Source organism: Ferrovibrio sp., from assembly GCF_965278975.1.
Lineage (GTDB): Bacteria > Pseudomonadota > Alphaproteobacteria > Ferrovibrionales > Ferrovibrionaceae > Ferrovibrio.
This window is the reverse complement of record NZ_OZ257126.1, coordinates 1244186-1264398: the sequence shown is the minus strand read 5'-3', so window position 1 is coordinate 1264398 and position 20213 is coordinate 1244186. Positions and strand designations below refer to the sequence as shown.

The following is a 20213-nucleotide window of genomic DNA, read 5'->3' as shown; positions in this document are numbered from 1 at the left end:
CCGGCCCGGCGCCAAGGTCGCGCCATGAATACCGAACCGGAAGCAATCACACTCACCGCCAGCGATGGCCGCCGCCTCGCCGCCACTTATTACGCGCCGCAGGGCAGCGATGCGGGCTTGAGCCTGCAGATCAATTCCGCCACCGCCGTGCCGCGCCGCTATTACGATGCTTTCGCCCGCCATATGGCATCGCGCGGCATCGCCGTGCTGAGCTTCGATTATCGCGGCATCGGCGAGTCGCGCGGCGGCCCGGCGGCAGCGATGGAACATTGGGGCGCGCTGGATGCCGTGGCCGCCACCGCATGGCTGAAGGCGAAGCGGCCTCAGGCCCGGTTGGCCCTGCTCGGCCATTCCTTCGGTGGCCAGGTGCTGGGCCTCTCGCCGCATCTCGGGGATTTCGCCGCCGTGCTGCTGGTTGGTTCGCAAAGCGGCTATTGGCGCCACTGGCCCAGCCTGCGCGCCAAACTGCGCATGCTGACGCTGTGGTATCTGCTGATCCCGGTGCTCACCAGGCTGCAGGGCCAGATGCCCGGCGCGATTTTCGGCGGCGAGCCATTGCCGCGCGGCGTGGCGCTGCAATGGGCGCGCTGGGGCCGCTCGCGGCATTATATCAGCGATGAACAAGGCCAGCCGCTGCGGCCCCATAACCATCTGCTGCGCGCCCCCTTGCTCAGCATCAGCTTCGCCGACGATACGATTGCGCCCAGGCAGGCCGCCGATGCGCTGATGGCGTATTACCCGCAGGCGCAGGTCGAGCGCCGCCATGTCGCGCCCGCCGATTGGGGCCTGGAGCAGATCGGCCATTTCGGTTTCTTCCGCCGCGCCATGCCGGTGCGGCATTGGGACATGGCTGCCGACTGGTTGCTGACGCAAGCCGGCCTGATGACGCGCGCCGCCTGATCCGTTATAGCGGGCGGCATGTGGATCGGGCCCATATGGATCGGGGTGGCTGCCGGCCTCGGTGCCGGCGCGCTCTGGGGCCTCACCTTCATCGTGCCGCTGCTGGTGCCGGAATTCGGCGCCGTGCTGATCACGGCGGCACGCTATCTCGCCTATGGTTCGCTCTCCCTGCTGCTGCTCTGCCGCAAGCCGCTGCTGGATCTGCTGCGCCTCCATTGGCGCGCGCTGCTGGGCTTGGCGCTGCTTGGCAATCTCGGCTATTCGGTGCTGATGGTGCTGGCGGTGCAGCGCACCGGCGCCGCGCTCACCGCCCTGATCATCGGCTGCCTGCCCATAATGGTGCCGCTTTCGGTGGCCTGGCGCGATGCGGCGTTGCTGCGCCGCCTCAGTCTGCCGCTGGCGCTGATCCTGGCCGGCCTGCTGCTGCAACAGGCGCCGCTATTAGATGGCCAACTGGATTGGTTCGGCTTGAGCGCCGCGCTCGGCGCCTTGGCGGTGTGGAATATCTATGCCCTGCTCAATGCGCGGCATCTGGCGCGGCATCCCGATCTCGATCCGGCCGACTGGTCGTCACTGATCGGGCTTGGCTGCCTGTTCGGCCTGCCGCTGCTGCTGCCGCTGTTTCCACTTCTCGATGGCGGTATACCGGATGTGCCGGCAGCGGCCTGGTGGCTGCTCGGCGGTACGGCTCTGCTCACCGGCCTCGGTTCGGCCTGGGCCGCCACCTGGGCCTGGAATGTCGCCTCTCGCCGCCTGCCGGTGGCCCTGGCCGGGCAGTTGATCGTCTCGGAAACCCTGTTCGCGCTGCTCTATTCATTCCTGCATGAAGGCCGTGGCCCGGATGGGCGCGAATTGCTGGCCATGCTGCTGGTGATCGGCGGCGTCAGCCTGGGTGTGCGTATACTGCACCCCAGGCCCTGAATATGCCCAGGCCCTGAATATGCCCAGGCCCTGAATATGCTGGGGCCCTGACTTGTGGCAGTATCTTCCGCAATCAGGGAGGAACCATGCCGCTGCCGCAGCCGATCCACGACCGCATCCAGACTCTGCTGATCAACTCGCCGCTCGGCAGCCGCCTCGGGCTGTGCCTGCTGGAAGCCGAGCCCGACCGCGTTGTGCTCGGCCTGCCGTTCCAGCCTGGTAATGTCACGGTGGGCAGCATGGTGCATGGCGGCGCCATCGCCACCCTGATCGATGTATCCGGCATGGCTGCCGCCGTTTCCAACGCGCCGCCGGAAAGCCAGCACCGCGCCGCCACCGCCTCCCTGGTGGTGAACTATCTCGGCCCGGCGAATGGTGTGGAAATCCGCGCCGAAGCCTGCGTGCTCAAGCGCGGCAAGTCGCTGGTGGTCAGCCGCATCACGGTGCGCGATGTGGCCGGCAATATCGTCGCCGACGGCACGGTCACCAGTAAATTGGGCTAGCCTGTCACAGAACGGGTGGCTGGCGCGTCTTATGGGCAGCGAAACCGGAGATAGCCATGAATCATGCCCTGACTGAAAAACTTGCCCGTGTCGAAGCCTCGGAAACCCGGCTCGGCGGTGTCCGCCTGGATTACATGCGCGAGATGGCCGCGCTGGGTTCCGCCGTGTTCGAGCGCATGGAGGCGTTCGGCGCGCTGGCGCATCAGGCTGGTGCATTGAACCCGGAACAGGCCGCCATCATCCGCTTCGCCACGCTGGGCGCCATCCAGGCCGATGATTGCGGTGAATGTGTGCAGATCCATGTCAATCTCGACCGCGCCGCCGGCACCGATCCGGCTTTGCTGCGCCTCGCCCTGGCGCGGCAGCCGGAGAAGCTGCCGCCACATTTCGCTCTCGCCTGGCGCTTCGGCCAGGCCGTGGCCCAGAATGCCGATGAGATGGAGGAACTGCGCCAGGAACTCGAAGCCGTGCTCGGCCGCGCCGCGATGTTCGAACTCGGCTTCGCGCTGGCCTGCATGCGGGTCTACCCGACGCTGAAGCGCGCGACCGGCTATGCCTTGAGCTGCGCGAAAGTCGAGATTGCCGCATGAGCGATCACGCGCAGGTTTTCGAGCGCCACCGCCGCCGTCTGCAGGCCTTGGCATACCGCATGCTCGGCAGTCTGGGCGAAGCCGAGGATGCGGTGCAGGATACCTACCTGCGCTGGCACGGCCAGGAGATCGGCGCCCTGCGCAGCCCGGAAGCCTGGCTGGTCACCGCCTGCACGCGGCTCTGCATCGACCGTCTGCGCGCGGCGAAAGTGGAGCGCGAAGCCTATACCGGGCCGTGGCTGCCGGAACCGGTGGTCGGTCCCGATGCCGGCTTCGAGGTCGAGCTGGCGGAAAGCCTGTCGATGGCTTTCCTGCTGGTGCTGGAGCGCCTGTCGCCGCCGGAGCGCGCCGCCTATCTGCTGCGCCAGGCGTTTGATTACGATTATCCGCAGATCGCCGACATCATCGGCAAGTCGGAAGCCGCCTGCCGGCAATTGGTCAGCCGTGCCGAAAAGCATCTGCGCGAGGGCCGGCCGCGCTTCGATGCCGATGCATCCGCCGCGCGTGATCTGGCGCGGCGTTTCGCGGCAGCGACCGAAAGCGGTGATCCGGCGGCTTTCGCCGGCCTGCTCGCCGATGATGCCATCCTGTGGTCGGATGGTGGCGGCAAGGCAATTGCGGCGCTGAACGTGATCCATGGCGCCGACCGCTGCGCCCGCTTCTTCGCCGGTATCGCGCGCAAGCGCCGCGATGGCCATAGCCGCCAGCTTTGCCGCGTCAACGGCCAGCCCGGCTATATCGTCTATGAGAACGGCGCGGTGGTGTCGGTATTCACCTTCGATATCGCGGATGGCGTGATCCGCGGCATCTTCGTGGTGCGCAACCCGGACAAGCTGGCGCGGCTGGAGGCGCTACACTAGACCGAGGCGAAGCAGTTTGCCGAAGCCCGGCACGGCTTCTTCAACGCCGCCGAGCCGCAGGCAATGCCAGGCCAGCGCCTGATTGCTGGTGACGATGGGCTTGCCGATTTCCTGCTCCAGTGCCTCGATCTGCGGTACCAGGCGCAAGGCCGTGCAGGAAACGAATACCGCATCGGTATCCGGCGCCGCCTTGCTGAGTTCGAGCACCGCCTGCACGGCGGTTTCCGGTGTCACGCGGTTCACCATGCCGCCATTGGCGATGTTCCAGGATGCCATCGCCGGCACTTCGAAACCCTGCTCCAGCAGATAGCCGCGCATGGCGCGGTTCACTTCATCCTGATAGGGCGAAAGAAACGCCAGGCGGCGCGCGCCCAGCCGGCGCAAAGCCGTGCAGCCGGCTTCCATCGGCGTGGTGCAGGGTATATCGGGCCGCGCCTGGCGCAGCAATTCATGCACGCGCGGAATGCCGATGCTGAGCGAACCGGATGTGCAGCCAAACGCCATCACTTCCAGCCGCAGGCCGGGCAGCAGCAGAGAAGCCGCGTCGGTGAGGCCGCCTTCCATGCGGCGCAGCGTTTCCAGGTTCACATTGCCGGCATGATGCAGGATGCGGGTGACGTAATGCGCCACGCCGGGCTGGTCCCAGATGCGGCGGCATTCCTCCTCGATGGTCTGGTCACCGGAAAGCGCGATCAGGCCGATGCGCAGCCGTGGCCCCATGCCGGTATCCAGCTCATAGGGCATCTGCTGCAGGTCGATAGCAAGGCCAGGATCGGTAGCGGGGGCGGCGGACATGGCAAAGGCTCCTTCTTTTTGCCAGCCTGCCACAGGCGGCGCGAGAAGGAAACCGTAATTGACCAATTCGTCAATAACGTACCTTTCTTTGTCATTCTTGCGGAAGCGAGAATCCCATTTTTACCAACAAATGGGACCCTGTAAGCGCGTGAACGCCAAAGGCGTTCATGGGCGCACAGGCCCGAAGGGCCTTCGCGAGGGTGACAAGAGAGGAAGAGCGCGTGCGCCGTCCCTTAAGCCAGCACGCGGCGGGACAGCGCATCCTCGATGGCGTCCCAGATCTCGGCTTCGATCTTGGTGCCGTTGAAGCGGTTGATCTGCTGGATGCCGGTGGGCGAGGTGACGTTGATTTCGGTGAGATAGTCGCCGATCACATCGATGCCGACGAAGATCAGGCCGTCGCGCTTCAGATGCGGGCCGATCATCTCGCAGATTTCTTCCTCGCGCCGGGTCAGCGCGGTCTTTTTCGGCTGGCCGCCGACATGCATGTTGGAGCGCGCCTCGCCTTCCGCCGGCACGCGGTTCACAGCACCCGCCGGGCGGCCATCCACCAGGATGATGCGCTTGTCGCCGGCGCGCACTTCGGGCAGGTAGCGCTGCACGATCACCGGCTCGCGGCTCAGCTTGGTGAACATCTCATACAGCGAGCCAAGATTCTCGTCGCCCGGCTTCAGGTGGAACACGCCGGCGCCGCCATTGCCGAACAAAGGCTTGAGGATGATGTCCTTGTGTTCCGCGCGGAATTCCTTGATCGCCTCGAAGTCGGACGAGATCAGCGTCGGCGGCAGCAGGCCGTCGAAATGCGTCACATAGAGCTTTTCCGGTGCGTTGCGCACCGCCACGGGGTTGTTCACCACCAGGGTGCGCGGATGGATATGCTCCAGCAGATGCGTCGCGGTGATATAGGCCATGTCGAAGGGCGGATCCTGGCGCATCAGCACCACGTCCATCTCGGCCAGATCAATCAGTTCCGGCGCGCCGAGCGTGTAATGGTTGCCGCGCTCATGGCGCAGCCGCAGCGGGCGAGCGCGGGCCAGCACGCGGCGGTCATGGAAACTCAGATCCTTGGGCAGGTAATGCCACAGCGCATAGCCGCGCGCCTCGGCCTCCAGGCCGAGCACGAAGGTGCTGTCGCCATCGAAATCGATGCTTTCGATGGGGTCCATCTGGATCGCCACCTTCAACGCCATGGCCGTGGTCCTTCTACTGCTTCTAGTTAAGCTGACGGCGAATGTGGTGCAGAAAGGCCTGCGCCTCAAGGCTTGCGCCTTCGCTTCCTGACAATACCAGGAAGCGTTCCGTGGCCGCGATGGATTGCCGGATGCGGCCGCGCTTCTCCTCCACCAGGCCCAGTTCGCGCCAGGCCGGGGCGAAATTCGGTGCCAGCATCAGCATGCGGTCCAGCATGTCGGCGGAGCGGTCGATATCGCCGGCCTTCCAGGCCCGCGCCTTGATATTGTTGGCCAGCCTGAGCAGCACCTCGCGCGCCTTCATCGGGCGCACATGCTCGGGCCGCAATTCCTGCTCGCCGCTGATCCGCCGCAGCAATTCGTTCATGATCGGCGGATCGGCGATGCGGCCCAGATGGAACGGGTCCAGCACCAGGCTGCCATCCTCGCCCTCCACGCGGATCAGGAAATGGCCGGGGAAATCCAGGCCATCGACGCGCCAGCCCTGCGCGCGACCGGCATGGATATAGAGGATGCCGAGGGCGATGGGCAGGCCGAGGCGGCGTTCGATCACCCGCATCAGGTCGGCATTGGCCGGATCGTCATAGGTGTCGTTGTCGCCGCGATAGCCGAATTCGCCCGTGATCACCGCCGAGAGTGCCAGGGCGCGGGTGCCGGCCTCAGGGCCGGCTTCGGCGGCGGCCAGCGTTGTCACCAGATCGCCGAGATGGCGGCGATAGGGCGCGAGATCGGCCAGCGGGCGGTCCAGAGCCGCCAGCAGCAAGGCGGCCTCGGCAATATCAAGCTGGTCATCCGGCACGGCGCCCAGCGCCCGCAGCGCCGTCTCGATCGCCTCTGTGCCGGTGGCCGTCATGCGCCCGCTACACCGGCCGGCGGCGCGGATCGTTCTTCAGATACACATGGCTGACCACGCGGCGCACGCCCTTGATGGTGCGGGCATGGTCGGTCACGCGCGTCAGCTCGGCCTCGCTCTGCGCCAGGCCCATCAGGTAGATCACGCCGTTCACGGTGTCGATGCTGTAGTTGATGTCCACCACGGTGGAATCACCGGTCAGCTTCACGCGCAGCTGGCTGGTGATCCAGGTATCGTTGGCGGAATCCATCAGGCTGCCGCTCGGCGCGATCACCAGTTCGTTGATCACTTCCACGGCGCGGCCCTGGCTCCAGGCCAGGCGCTCGGCCTCGTCGCGGTCCTCCTGCTTCTGCACCACGCCGGTCAGCAGCACGCGGCCTTCATACACCGTCACGCTCACCTTGCCGAACAGGCCCAGATCCTTCTGGAACAGGCGCTCGTTGATGCCGAGCTGGATGCCCTTGTCGTTGGCGGCATTCTTGGCGCCGCGCTCCTCGGAAGCGGCGATGCCCGCGGTGGCACCGGCACCGACGGCAACACCGACGCAGCCTTGCAGGGCCGGTGCAGCGCCCAGCAGCAGCAGAACCGGAAGCAGGCGGATCGCGGAAGCGTTACGGGTCACACGGACTCTCCATTGTTATGAGGCGAAGCAAGAGCAGTTCCAGGCGGCTAAATTGTCAGTTCCCGGGCCGCCCAGTACCAGGAATCCAGGTATTGGGAATCCAGGCATTGGGGATATGGTGTGGCCATCGCCAGGGTGCAAGCAGCAGCGCATCGAAGCGCAGCGCCACCTGATCATGGTCGGGCAGCCGGGCCCAGAATACCGAAGCAGCCCGCGCAATGCGATGTTTTTGCCGTGCCTGCAGCGCCTCTGCCGCTTCTGCTCGGCTTGGCCGCCATTTCACTTCCACTGCCGCGAGTATGGCGCCGCGCCGCGCGAAAATATCCACCTCGCCGCTGCCATGGCGGAAATTGCGTGCCACGATTCTGTAACCCTTCAGCCGCAGCCACAGCGCCGCGATACGCTCGGCGCGCTGGCCCGCTTGCTGGCCCGCCTGCCGCCGCTGTTGCCGCCGTGGCGTCATTTGCCGGCTTGGGCGAGTTCCAGCGCCCGGGCGTAGACGGCGCGCTTGCGCTGCCCGGTCGCCGCCGCCACGGTGGCTGCCGCCTCGCTCACCGAAAGATGCCGCAGGGCTTCGCGCAGCCGGGTATCGAGATCGGCCTCGGCCGCCGCCAGGGCCTCCGCCGCCGGCGGGCCGATCACCAGGGTCACCTCGCCCTTGGGCGGGCCGGCCTCGGCATAATGCGCCGCCAGGTCAGCCAGGCTGCCGCGCCGCACTTCCTCGAATTTCTTGGTCAGTTCGCGCGCCACCGCCGCCTCGCGGCTGCCGCCCAAGGCTTCGGCCAGGCGGGCAAGCGAGTCCGGCAGCCGCGAGGCGGCCTCCAGCAGCACCAGGGTGGCCGGGATGGCGGCCAGTTCCTGGGCCCAGGCGGTGGCGGCAGCAGCTTTGGCGGGTGGAAAGCCGGCAAACAGGAAGCGGTCGGTGGGCAGCCCGGCCAGGCAGAGCCCGGCCAGCACCGAGGACGGGCCGGGCAGGGCGGTGACGGCAAGGCCGGCTGCCACCGCCTCGCGCACCAGCTTGTAGCCGGGATCGGAAACCAGCGGGGTTCCGGCATCGGAAATCAGCGCCACGACCTGGCCCCGGGCCAGGCGGCGGAGCAGTTCGGGCCGCATCTCGGTTGCGTTATGCTCATGATACGGCAGCAGTTTCGCCCGGATGCCATAGCGGCTCAGCAGCGCCCCGCTGGTCCGCGTATCCTCGCAGGCGACCAGATCGGCGCGGGCCAGCAGGGCCAGGGCGCGCACGGTGATATCGGCGGCGTTGCCGATGGGCGTGGCCACCAGATATAAGCCTGGGGTAAAGCTGTCCTGCCGGCCCAGCGCCGAAAGGGCGGCGGCAAGCAGGGCGGATGAGCTGGTGCCGGCGGTATCGGGGCCAGTGCTGGTATCATGAGTGGCGGTATCGGAAGCGGAATCGGCCGGCGGCATTAGGTCCTGGAAACGAAATTGGGTCCTGGAAGCGAGCGAGTGATGAAATCTTACCTTAAGGCCGGGTTCTGCGCGCTGGCAATGGCGGCCCTGGCGGCTTGCGAGAACCCGCCCACCAACCTGCCGGAATTGTTCGATACCATCGTATCCGGCCGCCCAACCCCGGTGGTGCGGCAGCAGACCCCGCCGCCCAATCAACAGCCGCAGGGGCAACAGCAGGGCCAGCGCCCGCCCGCCCAGGCGCAGCAGCCCCAGCCGGCCCCGCAGCCGGCGCCGCCGGCCAGCCCGTCGCGCGGAGTCGAAATGCAGGCCCTGCCTGCCGTGCCGCCGCCGGGTACTGTGCCGGGTGCGCCGCAGGCGATGACCGCGCCGCCTCCCGCCCTGGTGCCGCCGAGTGCCGCCGAAGGCGTGCGCATTGGTTTCCTGGTGCCGCTTTCCGGCCCCAGCGCCGCGCTCGGCCGCGCGCTGCTGGATGCGGCGCAGATGGCGCTGTTCGATCTGGGCGATGACCGCCTGGCCCTGCTGCCGCGCGATACCGAGGGCCAGCCGGAAGCGGCGGTGAAGGCGGCGCAGAGCCTGCTCGCCGAAGGCGTCGACATCATCATCGGGCCGCTTTTCGCGTCCTCCGCTGCCGCCGTGGCGCCGCTGGCGCGCGAGCGCGGCGTGAAGGTCTTGAGCTTTTCCACTGATCGCGGCGTCGCCGGCAGCGGCGTCTATATCCTCGGCTTCACACCGGACCAGCAGGTTGCCCGCGTGGTTGGCTATGCGCGCAGCAGAGGCATGAACCGCTTCGCGCTGCTGGCGCCGGATTCCGCCTATGGCCAGGCGGTGTCGCAGGCGATGGAAATGGCGGTGGCGCAGCCGCGCGGCGGGCAGAGCGAAGCCGCCAGGCTGCTGCGTCAGGACCGCTATCCCGCCGATGCACCCGATCTCACGCCGACAGTGCGACGTTTCGCCGCCGCCCTGCGCGGCCTGAGCATGCCCGAGCAGCCGGCCGGCGCCGATGGTGCGCCGGCACCGGCGGCACCGCTGCATGGTGCTGCTGGCGCTTTGGGCCAGAGCACGCAGCCCGGGGCGCAGAGCGTGGTGGCGGCCGCGCCGATTGATGCGCTGCTGCTGCCCGAGGGCGGCGCGCGGCTGCGCGCACTGGCGCCGCTGCTGCCCTATTTCGATATCGATCCGCGCGCGGTGCGTTTCATGGGCACCGGCCTGTGGGATGATCCGTCGCTCGGCAACGAGCCGGCGCTGATCGGCGGCTGGTTCGCCGGCCCGCCGCCGGAAGGCTTCGAGGAATTCCGCAAGCGTTTCGAACAGAGCTATGGTCGCCGCCCGCCGCGGCTCGCCAGCCTGGCCTATGATGCCACGGCGCTGGCCGGCGTGCTGTCGCGCAATATTGGCAATGGCCAGGGCAGCGAGAATGTCGGTAGTGGTCCGGGCGGTTTGTTCGCGGATGCCGTGTTGAACAACCCCGACGGGTTCGCCGGCTACGATGGGTTGTTCCGTTTCCGCGCCGATGGTGTAGTTGAACGCGGGCTTGCCGTTCTTGAAGTGCAACGGCGCGGCATGCGCGTTGTCGATCCGGCGCCGCCGTCATTTCAAGTCACCGCAAATTAACGATAATTCTGACCAATTGCGTCGCGTGGGGATGATCACGATTCCGTCGATTGCGGGAATTCAGTACTTGCGTTCGAGCGCGCTTCCGTCGAAAAAGGGAATAACAACTGCTACGAGTACATAACGTGCGGCACAGTATGCTTGTGTGACAGGCAAACGTCGCCTAAACCTGATTTGGCGCCTGTATCCGCGCGGCGGACTTTAGAAGGTCGTTTCGCATGAGTATGGAAAAGATCGACTTTTCCAAAATCAACTTCCTGATTGTCGATCCCAACCGGTTGATGGGTACGATGATTCGCGACGTGCTGGTGACGCTTGAAGCGCACCATATCGACCGCGCCCGGAACTTCGAGGGCGCGACGACGATTCTGCGCCAGGGCCGCATCGACGTGCTGATCACCGAATGGGATTTGCAGGCGGAGCAGAATGGCATGGATCTGGTGAGCTGGCTGCGCAACGATGCCGGCTCGCCCAACCGCATGATGCCCGTGATCATGATGACGGCGAATTCCGAAATCGAATATGTGGTGCGCGCGCGCGATGCCGGCGTGAATGAATTCGTCGCCAAGCCCTATACGGTGCAGAGTTTCTACACCCGCCTGGCCGCCGCTATTGCCAGGCCGCGCCAGTTCGTGCGCGTCGATGGCTATTTCGGTCCCGACCGTCGCCGCAAGCGCGATGAGAATTACACCGGGCCGGAGCGCCGCGTTGATCCCGATAGCAAGTAGGCGGTGACGCAAGATATGTCGAAGCGCCCCACCTTTATCGCCCCGCCGCAGGAACTGAAACGCAAGGCCGTCAACTTCAAGCGTGGCTTCTCGCTCAAGCTTGAGCCGGAGGTGATGAAGAAGCTTGAGCAGGTGGTGGAAAAGGCGACCGACAATTTCACTGTCGAGGTTGCCGACAAGCTCAAGCAGTTGCGCGTCGCCGTGAACCAGATGGCCGATGGCGATACCAACACCGTGCATTACATGCGCGAAATCCGCAGCCTGTCGCTCGATATCAAGGGCATGGGCGGCATGTTCAAGTATCCGCTGCTGACTGCCTTCGCCAAGTCGCTGAACGATTTCGTGCAGGGCATGCATGCGCCCACCGAGATTCAGCTGGATATCATCGGCGCACAGATCGATGCGCTCTATGTCGTGATGGCGAACCGCATTCAGGGCGGTGGTGGCCAGACCGAGCAGGAATTGCTCAACGTGCTGCACGTTGCGACCAGGAAGTACAAGGACGCCTGAGGCAGCCTTACCATGAAATAAAACGGGGCGCGGTTTTTACCGCGCCCCGTTTCATTTCAGCATCTCTCGTATCAGACGACCAGCAGCGCCAGGCCGGCAGCGGCGGTGGCGGCACCCGCCGCGCGCAGCAGCGGCAGTGCGGCGAAGCGGCTGGCAACACGGGCGGTGAACAGGCCGGCGCCATGCAGCAGGCCGGTACCGAGCAACATCCCGGCAGCATAAAGTAATACCGGCGCATCATCCGGCATCTCGGCGCCATGGGCGAAGCCGTGGCAGAGCGCGAAGGCAGCGGTTACCGGCAGGGCGATGCCGAGGCCCGGCTTCAGCGCCAGGGCGATGGCCAGGCCGAGCGCCAGCACCGACAGCGCGATGCCGGTTTCGGCATAGGGCAAATCGATGCCGCCGAGGCCGAGAGCGAAGCCCGCCGCCATGCTGGTCATGAAGGTGACGGGCAGGGCGTAGAGCGCGCGGCCGCCCTGCTGCAAGGCCCAGAGGCCGATGGCGACCATGGCCAGCAGATGGTCCAGGCCGCCGAAGGGATGGGTGAAGCCATGGGAGAAACCATCGGCATGGCTGCCGATATGGGCGAAGGCGGCGGGGCTGGCGAGCGCTACCGCCACCGCAAGAGCGGCGCCGGGCAGCATACGGGCGAAAACCATGGATAAAGCCTCTTGATTATGTGTACCCAACCCACCTGACATAGTTGTGCCAAGCTGGCGGCGCTTTGACAAGCCGGGATGATGCTCTACAAGGCCGTATGGTTCTTCACTACACCCGCGACCCGGACCGCATTTTCCGCGACAGCATCGCCCGCATCCGCGCCGAGGTGGATCTGAGCCAGCTGCCCGCCGGCATCGACGAAGTGGCGCTGCGGCTGATCCATGCCAGCGGCGAAACCGCTCTGCTGCCGGATCTGGCCTGGTCGGATGATCTGGTGCCTGTCATGCGCCGGGCGCTGGGCGAAGGCGCCGCCATTCTCACCGATGCCGATATGGTGGCGCATGGCCTGATCCGCTCGCGGCTGAAACCGGCCAGCGAAGTATACTGCTTCCTCAATGATCCCGAGGCCGCCGCCATTGGCCGTGCCGGCAATATCGCCCGCCCGGCGGCGGCGGTGGATTTGTGGCTGCCGCATCTTGGCAATGCCATCGTGGTGATCGGTGCCGCGCCGGTGGCATTGTTTCGGCTGCTCGAACTGCTCGATGATGGTGCGCCCAGGCCGGCGGCGATCCTGGCTTTTCCGGTCGGCTTCGTCGATGCGGTGGAGGCAAAGCAGGAATTGGCGCGTGATTCGCGCAACATTCCCTACCTCTTGTTGCATGGCCGGCGCGGCGGTGGCGCCATGGCGGTGGCGGCGCTGAACGCCCTCAGTGGATTGCCGCCGCTGGCCGATGAGGGCTAGACTCGGCTTAACGATTCGTTAGGGCTGCCGAGCGTACACCCGCATCATGCTTTTCATCCGCCTATTGTCATGGCGTCATGCCGTTCTGCTGGCCGCCGCCATGCTGCTGCCTTGCATGGCCCTTGCTGCGGATAAACCGGTACAGCATGCCGCCGTCACGGCCCCGGCCGCACCATCGCGTCCCGACCTGCCGCAGAAGGGCAGCGATTCCGGCCTGCCGGTGCCGCGCTTCGTCAGCCTCGCCGCCGACAAGGTGAATGCCCGCACCGGCCCTGGTTCGCGCTATCCCATCGCCTGGCAATACCAGCGCCGTGGCCTGCCGGTGGAAGTGGTAGGAGAATACGAATACTGGCGCCGCATCCGCGACCGCGACGGCACCGAGACCTGGGTGCACAAGAATCTCACCTCGGGCAAACGCTATGCCCTGGTGGATGGCACCATCCGCGAATTGTTCAAGAAGCCGGATCCGAACAGCGACGTGCTGCTCACCGCCGAGCCCGGCGTGCAGGCACGCCTGCGCAAATGCCAGGATGCCTGGTGCCAGGTGGAAATCACCGGCGCCAAGGGCTGGATCCCGCGCAACCACCTCTGGGGCATCTATGCCTCGGAGAGCTTCGAGTGACCGGGCAGCCCGAGTAATTTCCGCATCGAGCGCAGCGTGCCGGGATTGGCCAGCAGGTCGGCCAGGCTGTAGCGATCCAGCACGGCAAGAAAAGCCCGCACCGCTTCGGCGAAGGGCTGCTTCAGCTGGCAGGCCTGGGCAATGACGCAGGTATTGCCCGCGCGGTCGAAACATTCCACCAGAGTGAAATTATCCTCGGTGGCGCGCACCACGGCGCCAACGCCGATCTCGGCGGGCGCCCGCGCCAGCTTCAGCCCGCCATTGCGGCCGCGTGCCGAATCCAGGAAGCCCTGCTGTGTCAGGGTCAGTGCCACCTTCATCAGGTGATTGCGCGAGATGCCGTAATGCCCGGCGATCTCCTCGATGGTGCAGCGGCGCTCCGGGTGCAGGCCCAGGAACATCAGGCTGCGCAGCGCGTAATCGGTATGCAGGGTCAGGTGCATGGGGCGTTACCTGGGGGTGAAAACGGGGCAGGACAGGGGTGCGACAAAAGATGCATTTATTTTACTTGTTTAATTCCAGAAAGTCCATATTATGCATTTCAGATGCTTCTTTATAGACGGCATCCCGCACGAAAGGAACGCGTCATGCGTCACGATCCCGCCTTCCGCCAGACCCTCCAGGCCGCTGCTTTGCTGCCGCCGCGCCAGCATAATGCCCCGGTCTATGACAACCTGCCGCTTGCCGCCTATGGCATCATTGCCGCCGCCGGCGGTGCCAGCATGCTGGCCTACTGGCTTACCTTCATGGCCCAGAGCGAAGCCGCCTTCATGGTGGCGATCAGTACGGTCTACCTGGTGATGTATGCCGGCACGCCGGTGGTGCTGGCGCGGCTCGGCAGCGGTCTGCTGCGCGCCCGCCATGGTGCCCAGGCGGCACCGGCGCTGGCGGATTTCCTGCGCGGCCGCATGGAAACCTGGACCGGCAGCATCAGCGGTGCGGCGGCCCTGGTGCAGGTGACGCTGATCCCGCTCGGCCTCGCCTTCGCCACCATGGGGATCTGCGTCGCCGTGATCCTGGCGCGCTAAAACAGCCGGCCGGGGCGGCCAATCCGTCCCGGCCTCTGGCCTTTCCCTCCCCTTTTGCCTAGATCAATGCCATGGCCCATCACGATGAAACCGACAGCAGCTATGCCGAACGCGCCGCGCGCCGCCAGGCCCTGGCACCCGGCGCCCAGGCCGGCGTGGACGAGGCGCTGATCGAGCGCGTGGTGCGCGGCTTCTATGGCCGCATCCGCGCTGACGCGAAACTCGGCCCGATCTTCGCCGCCGAGATCGGCAGCGACTGGGAGCCACATCTGAAAAAGATGATGGATTTCTGGTCCTCGGTGCTGCTGATGACCGGCCGCTATGCCGGCCGGCCGATGCCGGCGCATATCCGCCTGGAAGGCAGCGCCGGCACAGGCCGGGGCCTCGATGATGGCGATTTCCAGCATTGGCTGACGCTGTTCGAGGCCACCTTAAGCGAGCTTTGTCCTGGAGAACCGGCTGCGCTGTTCCTGGATCGCGCACGCCGCATCGCCGAGAGCTTCAAGCTGGGCATCCAGTTCCATCGCGGCCAGACACCCGGCTGGCTCGGGCCGGTGCGGAGCGAGCCGGCTTAATACAGCCGCGTCTTATAGGATTCGGCGAGATTGGCGTCCGCCGCTTCGGCATCGACACCGGCAATCTGGTCGGCGATGACGCGGCCGAGGCTGGGGAAGGCCGCGCGCGGCACCTGGCTTTCCGCCTGCCACAGCTTCGAGCGGATCATCGCCTTGCCGCAATGGAAGAACACCTCGCGCACGGCGATCTCCAGCGCCGATGCCGGCGGCTTGCCCTGGGCCGCCAGCGGCAGCAGCTTTTCCGCATCGCTGATGATCCGTGCCGTGCCGTTGACGCGCAGGGTTTCGTTGATGCCGGGCACCAGGAACAGCAGGCCGACATCGGGTTCGGCCACCACATTGCGCAGGCTGTCGATCAGGTTGTTGCCGCGCCGGTCGGGCAGCAGCAGGGTGGCATCATCCAGCACCTGCACGAAGCCCGGCGCGTCGCCGCGCGGCGAGGCATCGCTGCCATCGGGTCCATGGCTGGCCAGCACCACGAAGGGCGAGAGCGCGATGAAGGCGCGGGCATGCTGGTCCAGGCGGGGCAGGATTTTCTTCTGCACCATCTCGTTGGGCTGCTCGTAGCAGCCGCGCAGCTCTGCTTCCGATTCCACAATGGTCATGCCCAGGTTCCTCCTGGGGCCAGTATAGAGCCTTTAGACTAGACTTTGCAGCAGCTCGCGCACGCCGCCGATCACGGCGAAAAGCTGCACCGCGTTCACCGCCATGCCGCCGACATGCAGCCGGCGCATATAGGGCACGGCATTATTATCACCGGCATCGCGTGCGGTGATGGCATTATCGAGCTGCCGCAGGAACCAGCGCCGGGCAAAGAAGGCAAAGCTGGCGATCAGCGCCAGGCCAAGCGCGGAGGCGAGATGCGCCGTGCTGGCATGCACGGCAGCGGCCAGCGCGCCCACCACCACCACGACCAGGAAATAGCCGTTGAACATGATGCGCAGCAGGCGCGTCACCACCGGAATGCTCAGCCGCACGAACAGAAAGGCCGGCGAGGCCAGGAACAGGTAGCCGAGCGGCAGCAGCATGACGATTGCAGCGAAGAGGGCCATGGTATCGGGCGTCATTCGTTACCTCTTGAGGGGCACGTCAGGTTGGTTTCAGCCCAACCTTAGCATGCTCCGGCCCGCCCGGGCATTCTCCCTTGGTCGGAAGCGGCCTTAAATGAAATCCCGGGCCAGGGCCTCGCGGGTGGCTTCGCCGACAATGGCGAGGTGGCCGTAATTGGGGTGCTCGCAGCCGATCAGGATCTTGGCGCCGGGCTGGCGGAAGGCGGCGATCTGCTGGGGGCTGAGCGGGAAGCGCAGGAAATGCACGGCGGAGGTCTTGCCGTCCTCGCGGTTGCGCTCGGCATCATCCTCCGGCACCGCCTGGCTGCGCAGGCCGTTCACCTCGATAAACAGCTGCTGGTCGATGCCGCCGAGACTGCCCAGCACGCGGGCGCGGCGCACCGGCTCGTCGATTTCCAGCATGAAGGTGGCGACCAGTTCGCTGCCCCGCGGCACCAGGGGGGCATAGGCGGCGAGTTCGTCTGCCATCTGCTCCTCGCCGCCCTTCTCGATGTAGAGCATCTCCTGGATCTGCCACCACATGGTTTCGAAATTCTCGAAATAGAAGGTGGCATGCGGCCCGAGCGAAACCCGGCGGTGCTTTTTCAGCCCCACCACCTCGGCGCGCTTTTCCTTGCGCACGGTAATGAAGGCGTCCATCGGCAGAATGTCGGCGCGGCTGAGCGAGGTGCGGGGAGCCATGTACTTGTCGTCTTTCAGGTAACGGGACGTGAGGGCGGTCAGATCAGGCCGTAGGCGCGGGCGAACAGCTCCACCGGATGCTCGGCTTTCTCCGGCAGCGTGAAGCCGTCCTTGCCCTTGCCTTCCGCCTCCATGCCCTGGCGGATATGGATGGCGGCGAGCGGACATTCGGAAGCGATATGCGCCTTGTTTTCCTTCACGGCGCTGCGCATCACCGGCTTGCCCACTTTCATGCCGATGTCGAAGAATTCCTTGCGCACGCCCCAGGAGCCGCCATGGCCGGCGCAGCGTTCGATCACGGCGAGATCCTTGCCCTGCTTCATCTCCGGGATCAGTTTCAGCATGTCCACCGCCTTGTTGCCCATGTTCTGGGCGCGGGCATGGCAGGCGAGATGCAGCGTCACGCCGCCTTGCAGCGGCTTCAGGCCCGGCGCCAGGCCGTCCTTCTTGGCGATATCGACGATGTATTCCGAGATGTCGAAGGTCGCCTGCGCCAGCTTCTTCACCAGCGGATCATCGGGCAGGATCAGCGGCCATTCGAATTTCAGCATCAGCGCGCAGGACGGCACTAAAGCCACGATGTCATAGCCTTCATCGATCAGCGGCGCGTAGAAAGCCGCTACCACGCGGGCCTTCTCGGCCACATCGGCGATATCGCCCTGTTCCAGGCGCGGCATGCCGCAGCAGCCGGGATAATCGACACGCAGTTCGACGCCGTTATGCGCCAGGATTTTCTGCGCAGCTACACCGATATCGGGATTGTTGTAGTTGCCAAAGCAGGTGGCGTAGATGGCCGCCTTGCGCTTGCCGAAGCCCGGCGCTTCGCGGTTCACCGCCGCCGGCTCGGCCTTGGCCAGCGCCACCAGGGTCTTTGAATTGAATTTCGGCAGCTCGGCATCGCGGTGGATATCGGCCACCTTCTCCATGATCGGCCGCGTCAGATTGTTCGAGCGGTCCGACGCCCAGTTGGCAATCGGCGCCACCAGGCCGGCCAGCTTGCCGTTGCGGTCGGTCTGGCTCAGCTGGTCGCCGATGGCATCAACATGGCCCTGCTTCCGCTCGGCGGCGCGGTAGCGCAGCATCAGATGCGGGAAGTCCAGATTGAATTCATGCGGCGGCACATAGGGGCACTTGGTCATGTAGCACAGGTCGCAGAGCGTGCAGGCATCCACGACCGGCTTGAAATCCTTACTGTCGACGGTATCGAGCTCCTCGCTCGGCGCGGCATCGACAAGGTCGAACAGCCGCGGGAAGGAATCGCACAGATTGAAGCAGCGGCGGCAGCCATGGCAGATGTCGAAGATGCGCCGCATCTCGGCGTCGATCTTCTCCATGTCGTAGAAATCGGGATTGGTCCAATCCAGCTTGTGGCGGATCGGGGCTTCCAGGCTGCCTTCGCGCATGCGCGGCCCTCCAGAATTTATGCTGGGTGCGTCTGACTTGTCCGAACGGAATCATCCCGGACCAGCATGCTGGTCCGGGATGCAGTCACGTCACATCAGGCTGGCTCAGGCCAGGCCGTCGAGCGCCTTCTGGAAGCGGCCGGCATGGCTCTTCTCGGCCTTCGCCAGAGTCTCGAACCACTCGGCGATCTCGTCGAAGCCTTCCTCGCGGGCGGTCTTGGCCATGCCCGGGTACATATCGGTGTACTCGTGGGTCTCGCCGGCGATGGCGGCCTTGAGGTTCAGGTCGGTGCCGCCGATCGGCTCACCGGTGGCCGGGTCGCCCACTTCGGCGAGGAATTCGAGATGGCCATGGGCATGGCCGGTCTCGCCTTCCGCGGTGGAGCGGAACACGGTGGCGACGTCGTTGTAGCCTTCAACGTCGGCCTTCTGGGCGAAATACAGGTAGCGGCGGTTGGCCTGGCTTTCGCCGGCAAACGCTTCCTTCAGGTTACCATGGGTCTTGGTGCCACTGAGAGCGGGCATGTTTATTCCTCCAGGCTGGTGACAGCCGTCCCGGAATTGGGGCCCGGGGCGGCAGGGGGCTCGCTGATACGGTCGCGAGGAACCACCGGATTATGAACCCGGAGGCTGCCCAGTCAAGGTTTTTTAGAAATATTCTAGAAAACTCAGGCCGTTACGGCCTGAACGTCAGCCTTCCAGGCGGACAATAACGTCGACGCGGCTGATGCGCTGGCCCTCGGGGGCCTCCGGCAGGCTGGAAACCGACACATCGGCAGCCGGAATATCGCGCAAATCCCCCGATTTCTCGTAGTAGAAATGGTGATGCGGGTCCAGATTGGTGTCGAAATAGGCGCGGCCCGAATCGACTGTCACAATGCGCAGCAGGCCGGCATTGGTGAACTGGTGCAGGCAGTTATAGACCGTCGCCAGCGACAGGCGGGTGCCACGGGAGGCGGCGGCAGCGAACAGGCTTTCGGCCGTCACATGGCGGTCGCAGCCATCGGCGAACAGGATTTCGGCCAAAGTCAGGCGCTGGCGGGTGGTGCGCAGGCCGGATTGGCGCAGGCGCGCGGCCACATCCACGGCGGGGGCCGTGGCGCTCGCGTCATGGCGGAACTCATGACCCTCGCTGGACTGGCCTGGGCCGGACTGACCCGGGCCGGACTGACCGGGGGAGGGCTTGCGCATCGTCGTCATGCCCCCAGATATAACACAGGTGTTACAAAAGGAAACGAAACTGTTGCCCCCGGCGGGGCAATGACTAAAGTACCCCCGAATGTGGCCGGCGCCGCCCGGGGTAGAGCGCATCCGGGACACGCTGAGGGGAAGGCCCCAACCGCCGAAGGGCGGGCTAATCGTTACGAAAATCGAGGAATTCCGCCAGTGGAACGGAAGAGTAGCTACACCTATCAGGACCTGCTGGATTGCGCCCATGGCAAGCTGTTCGGCGAGGGCAATGCCCGCCTGCCGCTGCCGCCGATGCTGATGCTGGACCGCATCCTGAAGATCGCTTCCGAGGGCGGCAAATACGGCAAGGGCGAAATCCATGCCGAGCTGGATATCAAGCCCAACCTGTGGTTCTTCCCGTGCCATTTCGAGAATGATCCGGTGATGCCGGGCTGCCTCGGCCTCGATGCCATGTGGCAGCTGGTCGGCTTTTTCCTCGGCTGGATGAAGGCGCCGGGCAAGGGCCGCGCCTTGAGCGTCGGCGAGGTCAAGTTCTCCGGCGAAGTGACGCCGGAATCGCAGAAGATCTCGTTCCAGATCGATATCAAGAAGCTGCTGCTGCGCAAGTTCGGCATCGCGATTGCCGATGGCTGCATGTATATCGACGGCAAGCTGGCCTATGAGTGCAAGGACATGCGCGTCGGCGTATTCCCGGCCGGCATGGCCGCCCAGGCCGGAGCCTGATGCC

27 protein-coding genes are annotated in these 20213 nt (G+C 65.5%); 13 read left to right on the top strand and 14 right to left on the bottom strand.

All coding sequences use genetic code 11. The features are described 5' to 3' along the window. Nucleotides 1-24 precede the first annotated feature (24 nt). The 5 genes from ACQY7X_RS06070 to ACQY7X_RS06050 all read left to right on the top strand — a co-directional run bounded on the left by ACQY7X_RS06070 (nt 25) and on the right by ACQY7X_RS06050 (nt 3774). Nucleotides 25-900 carry an alpha/beta hydrolase family protein gene (locus tag ACQY7X_RS06070; RefSeq protein ID WP_428248961.1) on the top strand — a complete coding sequence of 292 codons (876 nt, stop codon included), beginning with the start codon at nt 25-27 and terminating at the stop codon, nt 898-900. 18 nt (nt 901-918) lie between these two features. Continuing rightward, on the top strand, nt 919-1821 hold the full coding sequence (locus ACQY7X_RS06065; protein ID WP_428248960.1) for an EamA family transporter: 903 nt from the start codon (nt 919-921) through the stop codon (nt 1819-1821). A gap of 86 nt (nt 1822-1907) precedes the next feature. Next, nucleotides 1908-2324 (top strand): PaaI family thioesterase, encoded by a 417-nt coding sequence (locus ACQY7X_RS06060; protein ID WP_428248959.1) that lies wholly within the window; start codon nt 1908-1910, stop codon nt 2322-2324. Between the two features lie 56 nt (nt 2325-2380). Continuing rightward, complete coding sequence (locus ACQY7X_RS06055) at nt 2381-2914, top strand: hypothetical protein (RefSeq protein WP_428248958.1); 534 nt, start codon at nt 2381-2383, stop codon at nt 2912-2914. Further along, nucleotides 2911-3774 (top strand): RNA polymerase sigma-70 factor, encoded by an 864-nt coding sequence (locus tag ACQY7X_RS06050; protein WP_428248957.1) that lies wholly within the window; start codon nt 2911-2913, stop codon nt 3772-3774. The genes ACQY7X_RS06055 and ACQY7X_RS06050 overlap by 4 nt, the downstream gene beginning before the upstream one ends. Here the strand turns inward: ACQY7X_RS06050 and ACQY7X_RS06045 are convergent. The 6 genes from ACQY7X_RS06045 to rsmI form a co-directional block, all read right to left on the bottom strand. Further along, complete coding sequence (locus ACQY7X_RS06045; protein WP_428248956.1) at nt 3766-4569, bottom strand: maleate cis-trans isomerase family protein; 804 nt, start codon at nt 4567-4569, stop codon at nt 3766-3768. The genes ACQY7X_RS06050 and ACQY7X_RS06045 overlap by 9 nt on opposite strands. Nucleotides 4570-4802: 233 nt before the next feature. Beyond that, nucleotides 4803-5759, bottom strand: coding sequence for a glutathione synthase (gene gshB, locus ACQY7X_RS06040; RefSeq protein WP_428248955.1), 957 nt, complete (start codon nt 5757-5759; stop codon nt 4803-4805). A 22-nt stretch (nt 5760-5781) separates the two neighbouring features. After that, a complete protein-coding gene (locus tag ACQY7X_RS06035; RefSeq protein WP_428248954.1) occupies nt 5782-6612 on the bottom strand; it encodes a SirB1 family protein in 831 nt (276 codons plus the stop codon). A gap of 7 nt (nt 6613-6619) precedes the next feature. Further along, complete coding sequence (locus ACQY7X_RS06030; RefSeq protein WP_428248953.1) at nt 6620-7234, bottom strand: BON domain-containing protein; 615 nt, start codon at nt 7232-7234, stop codon at nt 6620-6622. A 55-nt stretch (nt 7235-7289) separates the two neighbouring features. Next, nucleotides 7290-7697, bottom strand: a complete 408-nt coding sequence (locus tag ACQY7X_RS06025; protein ID WP_428248952.1) for a YraN family protein — start codon at nt 7695-7697, stop codon at nt 7290-7292. Beyond that, nucleotides 7694-8662 carry a 16S rRNA (cytidine(1402)-2'-O)-methyltransferase gene (gene rsmI / locus ACQY7X_RS06020; protein WP_428248951.1) on the bottom strand — a complete coding sequence of 323 codons (969 nt, stop codon included), beginning with the start codon at nt 8660-8662 and terminating at the stop codon, nt 7694-7696. Before rsmI ends, ACQY7X_RS06025 begins: the two co-directional genes overlap by 4 nt. A 42-nt stretch (nt 8663-8704) precedes the next feature. Between rsmI and ACQY7X_RS06015 the strand changes: the two genes are divergently transcribed. From ACQY7X_RS06015 to ACQY7X_RS06005, 3 genes are all read left to right on the top strand, one after another. Next, on the top strand, nt 8705-10276 hold the full coding sequence (locus ACQY7X_RS06015; protein ID WP_428248950.1) for a penicillin-binding protein activator: 1572 nt from the start codon (nt 8705-8707) through the stop codon (nt 10274-10276). A gap of 218 nt (nt 10277-10494) precedes the next feature. Next, the gene (locus ACQY7X_RS06010) at nt 10495-11004 is read left to right on the top strand and encodes a response regulator (RefSeq protein WP_428248949.1); all 510 of its coding nucleotides are present in this window, start codon (nt 10495-10497) and stop codon (nt 11002-11004) included. Between the two features lie 15 nt (nt 11005-11019). Next, nucleotides 11020-11514: a hypothetical protein gene (locus tag ACQY7X_RS06005; protein WP_428248948.1), complete on the top strand. Its 495-nt coding sequence runs from the start codon at nt 11020-11022 to the stop codon at nt 11512-11514. A gap of 71 nt (nt 11515-11585) precedes the next feature. Here ACQY7X_RS06005 and ACQY7X_RS06000 read toward each other — a convergent pair whose 3' ends face one another. Further along, nucleotides 11586-12173, bottom strand: a complete 588-nt coding sequence (locus tag ACQY7X_RS06000; protein WP_428248947.1) for a HupE/UreJ family protein — start codon at nt 12171-12173, stop codon at nt 11586-11588. 98 nt (nt 12174-12271) lie between these two features. Between ACQY7X_RS06000 and ACQY7X_RS05995 the strand changes: the two genes are divergently transcribed. Further along, entirely contained in the window at nt 12272-12916 is a 645-nt protein-coding gene (locus ACQY7X_RS05995) for a precorrin-8X methylmutase (protein ID WP_428248946.1), read from the top strand. Nucleotides 12917-12962: 46 nt separating this feature from the next. Next, entirely contained in the window at nt 12963-13538 is a 576-nt protein-coding gene (locus ACQY7X_RS05990; RefSeq protein WP_428248945.1) for an SH3 domain-containing protein, read from the top strand. On the opposite strand, the gene ACQY7X_RS05985 is transcribed toward ACQY7X_RS05990, so the two are convergent. Next, nucleotides 13514-13981: an RrF2 family transcriptional regulator gene (locus tag ACQY7X_RS05985; RefSeq protein WP_428248944.1), complete on the bottom strand. Its 468-nt coding sequence runs from the start codon at nt 13979-13981 to the stop codon at nt 13514-13516. The genes ACQY7X_RS05990 and ACQY7X_RS05985 overlap by 25 nt on opposite strands. A gap of 144 nt (nt 13982-14125) precedes the next feature. Between ACQY7X_RS05985 and ACQY7X_RS05980 the strand changes: the two genes are divergently transcribed. Both ACQY7X_RS05980 and ACQY7X_RS05975 read left to right on the top strand, forming a co-directional pair. Beyond that, nucleotides 14126-14566: a hypothetical protein gene (locus ACQY7X_RS05980; protein ID WP_428248943.1), complete on the top strand. Its 441-nt coding sequence runs from the start codon at nt 14126-14128 to the stop codon at nt 14564-14566. Between the two features lie 71 nt (nt 14567-14637). Continuing rightward, nucleotides 14638-15141, top strand: coding sequence for a group III truncated hemoglobin (locus ACQY7X_RS05975; protein ID WP_428248942.1), 504 nt, complete (start codon nt 14638-14640; stop codon nt 15139-15141). Here ACQY7X_RS05975 and ACQY7X_RS05970 read toward each other — a convergent pair. From ACQY7X_RS05970 to irrA, 6 genes are all read right to left on the bottom strand, one after another. Continuing rightward, nucleotides 15138-15746 (bottom strand): pyridoxamine 5'-phosphate oxidase family protein, encoded by a 609-nt coding sequence (locus ACQY7X_RS05970; RefSeq protein ID WP_428248941.1) that lies wholly within the window; start codon nt 15744-15746, stop codon nt 15138-15140. The genes ACQY7X_RS05975 and ACQY7X_RS05970 overlap by 4 nt on opposite strands. A 33-nt stretch (nt 15747-15779) precedes the next feature. After that, nucleotides 15780-16208 carry a hypothetical protein gene (locus ACQY7X_RS05965; RefSeq protein WP_428248940.1) on the bottom strand — a complete coding sequence of 143 codons (429 nt, stop codon included), beginning with the start codon at nt 16206-16208 and terminating at the stop codon, nt 15780-15782. Between the two features lie 93 nt (nt 16209-16301). Next, nucleotides 16302-16892, bottom strand: coding sequence for a DUF3501 family protein (locus tag ACQY7X_RS05960; protein WP_428248939.1), 591 nt, complete (start codon nt 16890-16892; stop codon nt 16302-16304). Nucleotides 16893-16930: 38 nt separating this feature from the next. Continuing rightward, complete coding sequence (locus tag ACQY7X_RS05955; protein WP_428248938.1) at nt 16931-18295, bottom strand: heterodisulfide reductase-related iron-sulfur binding cluster; 1365 nt, start codon at nt 18293-18295, stop codon at nt 16931-16933. Between the two features lie 105 nt (nt 18296-18400). After that, the gene (locus ACQY7X_RS05950; protein ID WP_341978541.1) at nt 18401-18820 is read right to left on the bottom strand and encodes a rubrerythrin family protein; all 420 of its coding nucleotides are present in this window, start codon (nt 18818-18820) and stop codon (nt 18401-18403) included. Nucleotides 18821-18985: 165 nt separating this feature from the next. Next, nucleotides 18986-19486 (bottom strand): iron response transcriptional regulator IrrA, encoded by a 501-nt coding sequence (gene irrA / locus ACQY7X_RS05945; RefSeq protein ID WP_428248937.1) that lies wholly within the window; start codon nt 19484-19486, stop codon nt 18986-18988. A gap of 195 nt (nt 19487-19681) precedes the next feature. On the opposite strand from irrA, the gene fabA reads away from it, so the two are divergent. Next, entirely contained in the window at nt 19682-20209 is a 528-nt protein-coding gene (gene fabA, locus ACQY7X_RS05940) for a bifunctional 3-hydroxydecanoyl-ACP dehydratase/trans-2-decenoyl-ACP isomerase (protein ID WP_428248936.1), read from the top strand. Nucleotides 20210-20213: the final 4 nt, after the last annotated feature.

Excerpts from the sequence above, each read along its gene's own strand:
- ACQY7X_RS06070 (WP_428248961.1), top strand. The coding sequence starts at position 25 with ATGAATACCGAACCGGAAGCAATCACACTCACCGCCAGCGATGGCCGC.
- ACQY7X_RS06065 (WP_428248960.1), top strand. The coding sequence starts at position 919 with ATGTGGATCGGGCCCATATGGATCGGGGTGGCTGCCGGCCTCGGTGCC.
- ACQY7X_RS06060 (WP_428248959.1), top strand. The coding sequence starts at position 1,908 with ATGCCGCTGCCGCAGCCGATCCACGACCGCATCCAGACTCTGCTGATC.
- ACQY7X_RS06055 (WP_428248958.1), top strand. The coding sequence starts at position 2,381 with ATGAATCATGCCCTGACTGAAAAACTTGCCCGTGTCGAAGCCTCGGAA.
- ACQY7X_RS06050 (WP_428248957.1), top strand. The coding sequence starts at position 2,911 with ATGAGCGATCACGCGCAGGTTTTCGAGCGCCACCGCCGCCGTCTGCAG.
- ACQY7X_RS06045 (WP_428248956.1), bottom strand. The coding sequence starts at position 4,569 with ATGTCCGCCGCCCCCGCTACCGATCCTGGCCTTGCTATCGACCTGCAG.
- gshB (WP_428248955.1), bottom strand. The coding sequence starts at position 5,759 with ATGGCGTTGAAGGTGGCGATCCAGATGGACCCCATCGAAAGCATCGAT.
- ACQY7X_RS06035 (WP_428248954.1), bottom strand. The coding sequence starts at position 6,612 with ATGACGGCCACCGGCACAGAGGCGATCGAGACGGCGCTGCGGGCGCTG.
- ACQY7X_RS06025 (WP_428248952.1), bottom strand. The coding sequence starts at position 7,697 with ATGACGCCACGGCGGCAACAGCGGCGGCAGGCGGGCCAGCAAGCGGGC.
- rsmI (WP_428248951.1), bottom strand. The coding sequence starts at position 8,662 with ATGCCGCCGGCCGATTCCGCTTCCGATACCGCCACTCATGATACCAGC.
- ACQY7X_RS06015 (WP_428248950.1), top strand. The coding sequence starts at position 8,705 with ATGAAATCTTACCTTAAGGCCGGGTTCTGCGCGCTGGCAATGGCGGCC.
- ACQY7X_RS06010 (WP_428248949.1), top strand. The coding sequence starts at position 10,495 with ATGAGTATGGAAAAGATCGACTTTTCCAAAATCAACTTCCTGATTGTC.
- ACQY7X_RS06005 (WP_428248948.1), top strand. The coding sequence starts at position 11,020 with ATGTCGAAGCGCCCCACCTTTATCGCCCCGCCGCAGGAACTGAAACGC.
- ACQY7X_RS06000 (WP_428248947.1), bottom strand. The coding sequence starts at position 12,173 with ATGGTTTTCGCCCGTATGCTGCCCGGCGCCGCTCTTGCGGTGGCGGTA.
- ACQY7X_RS05995 (WP_428248946.1), top strand. The coding sequence starts at position 12,272 with ATGGTTCTTCACTACACCCGCGACCCGGACCGCATTTTCCGCGACAGC.
- ACQY7X_RS05990 (WP_428248945.1), top strand. The coding sequence starts at position 12,963 with ATGCTTTTCATCCGCCTATTGTCATGGCGTCATGCCGTTCTGCTGGCC.
- ACQY7X_RS05985 (WP_428248944.1), bottom strand. The coding sequence starts at position 13,981 with ATGCACCTGACCCTGCATACCGATTACGCGCTGCGCAGCCTGATGTTC.
- ACQY7X_RS05980 (WP_428248943.1), top strand. The coding sequence starts at position 14,126 with ATGCGTCACGATCCCGCCTTCCGCCAGACCCTCCAGGCCGCTGCTTTG.
- ACQY7X_RS05975 (WP_428248942.1), top strand. The coding sequence starts at position 14,638 with ATGGCCCATCACGATGAAACCGACAGCAGCTATGCCGAACGCGCCGCG.
- ACQY7X_RS05970 (WP_428248941.1), bottom strand. The coding sequence starts at position 15,746 with ATGACCATTGTGGAATCGGAAGCAGAGCTGCGCGGCTGCTACGAGCAG.
- ACQY7X_RS05965 (WP_428248940.1), bottom strand. The coding sequence starts at position 16,208 with ATGACGCCCGATACCATGGCCCTCTTCGCTGCAATCGTCATGCTGCTG.
- ACQY7X_RS05960 (WP_428248939.1), bottom strand. The coding sequence starts at position 16,892 with ATGGCTCCCCGCACCTCGCTCAGCCGCGCCGACATTCTGCCGATGGAC.
- ACQY7X_RS05955 (WP_428248938.1), bottom strand. The coding sequence starts at position 18,295 with ATGCGCGAAGGCAGCCTGGAAGCCCCGATCCGCCACAAGCTGGATTGG.
- ACQY7X_RS05950 (WP_341978541.1), bottom strand. The coding sequence starts at position 18,820 with ATGCCCGCTCTCAGTGGCACCAAGACCCATGGTAACCTGAAGGAAGCG.
- irrA (WP_428248937.1), bottom strand. The coding sequence starts at position 19,486 with ATGCGCAAGCCCTCCCCCGGTCAGTCCGGCCCGGGTCAGTCCGGCCCA.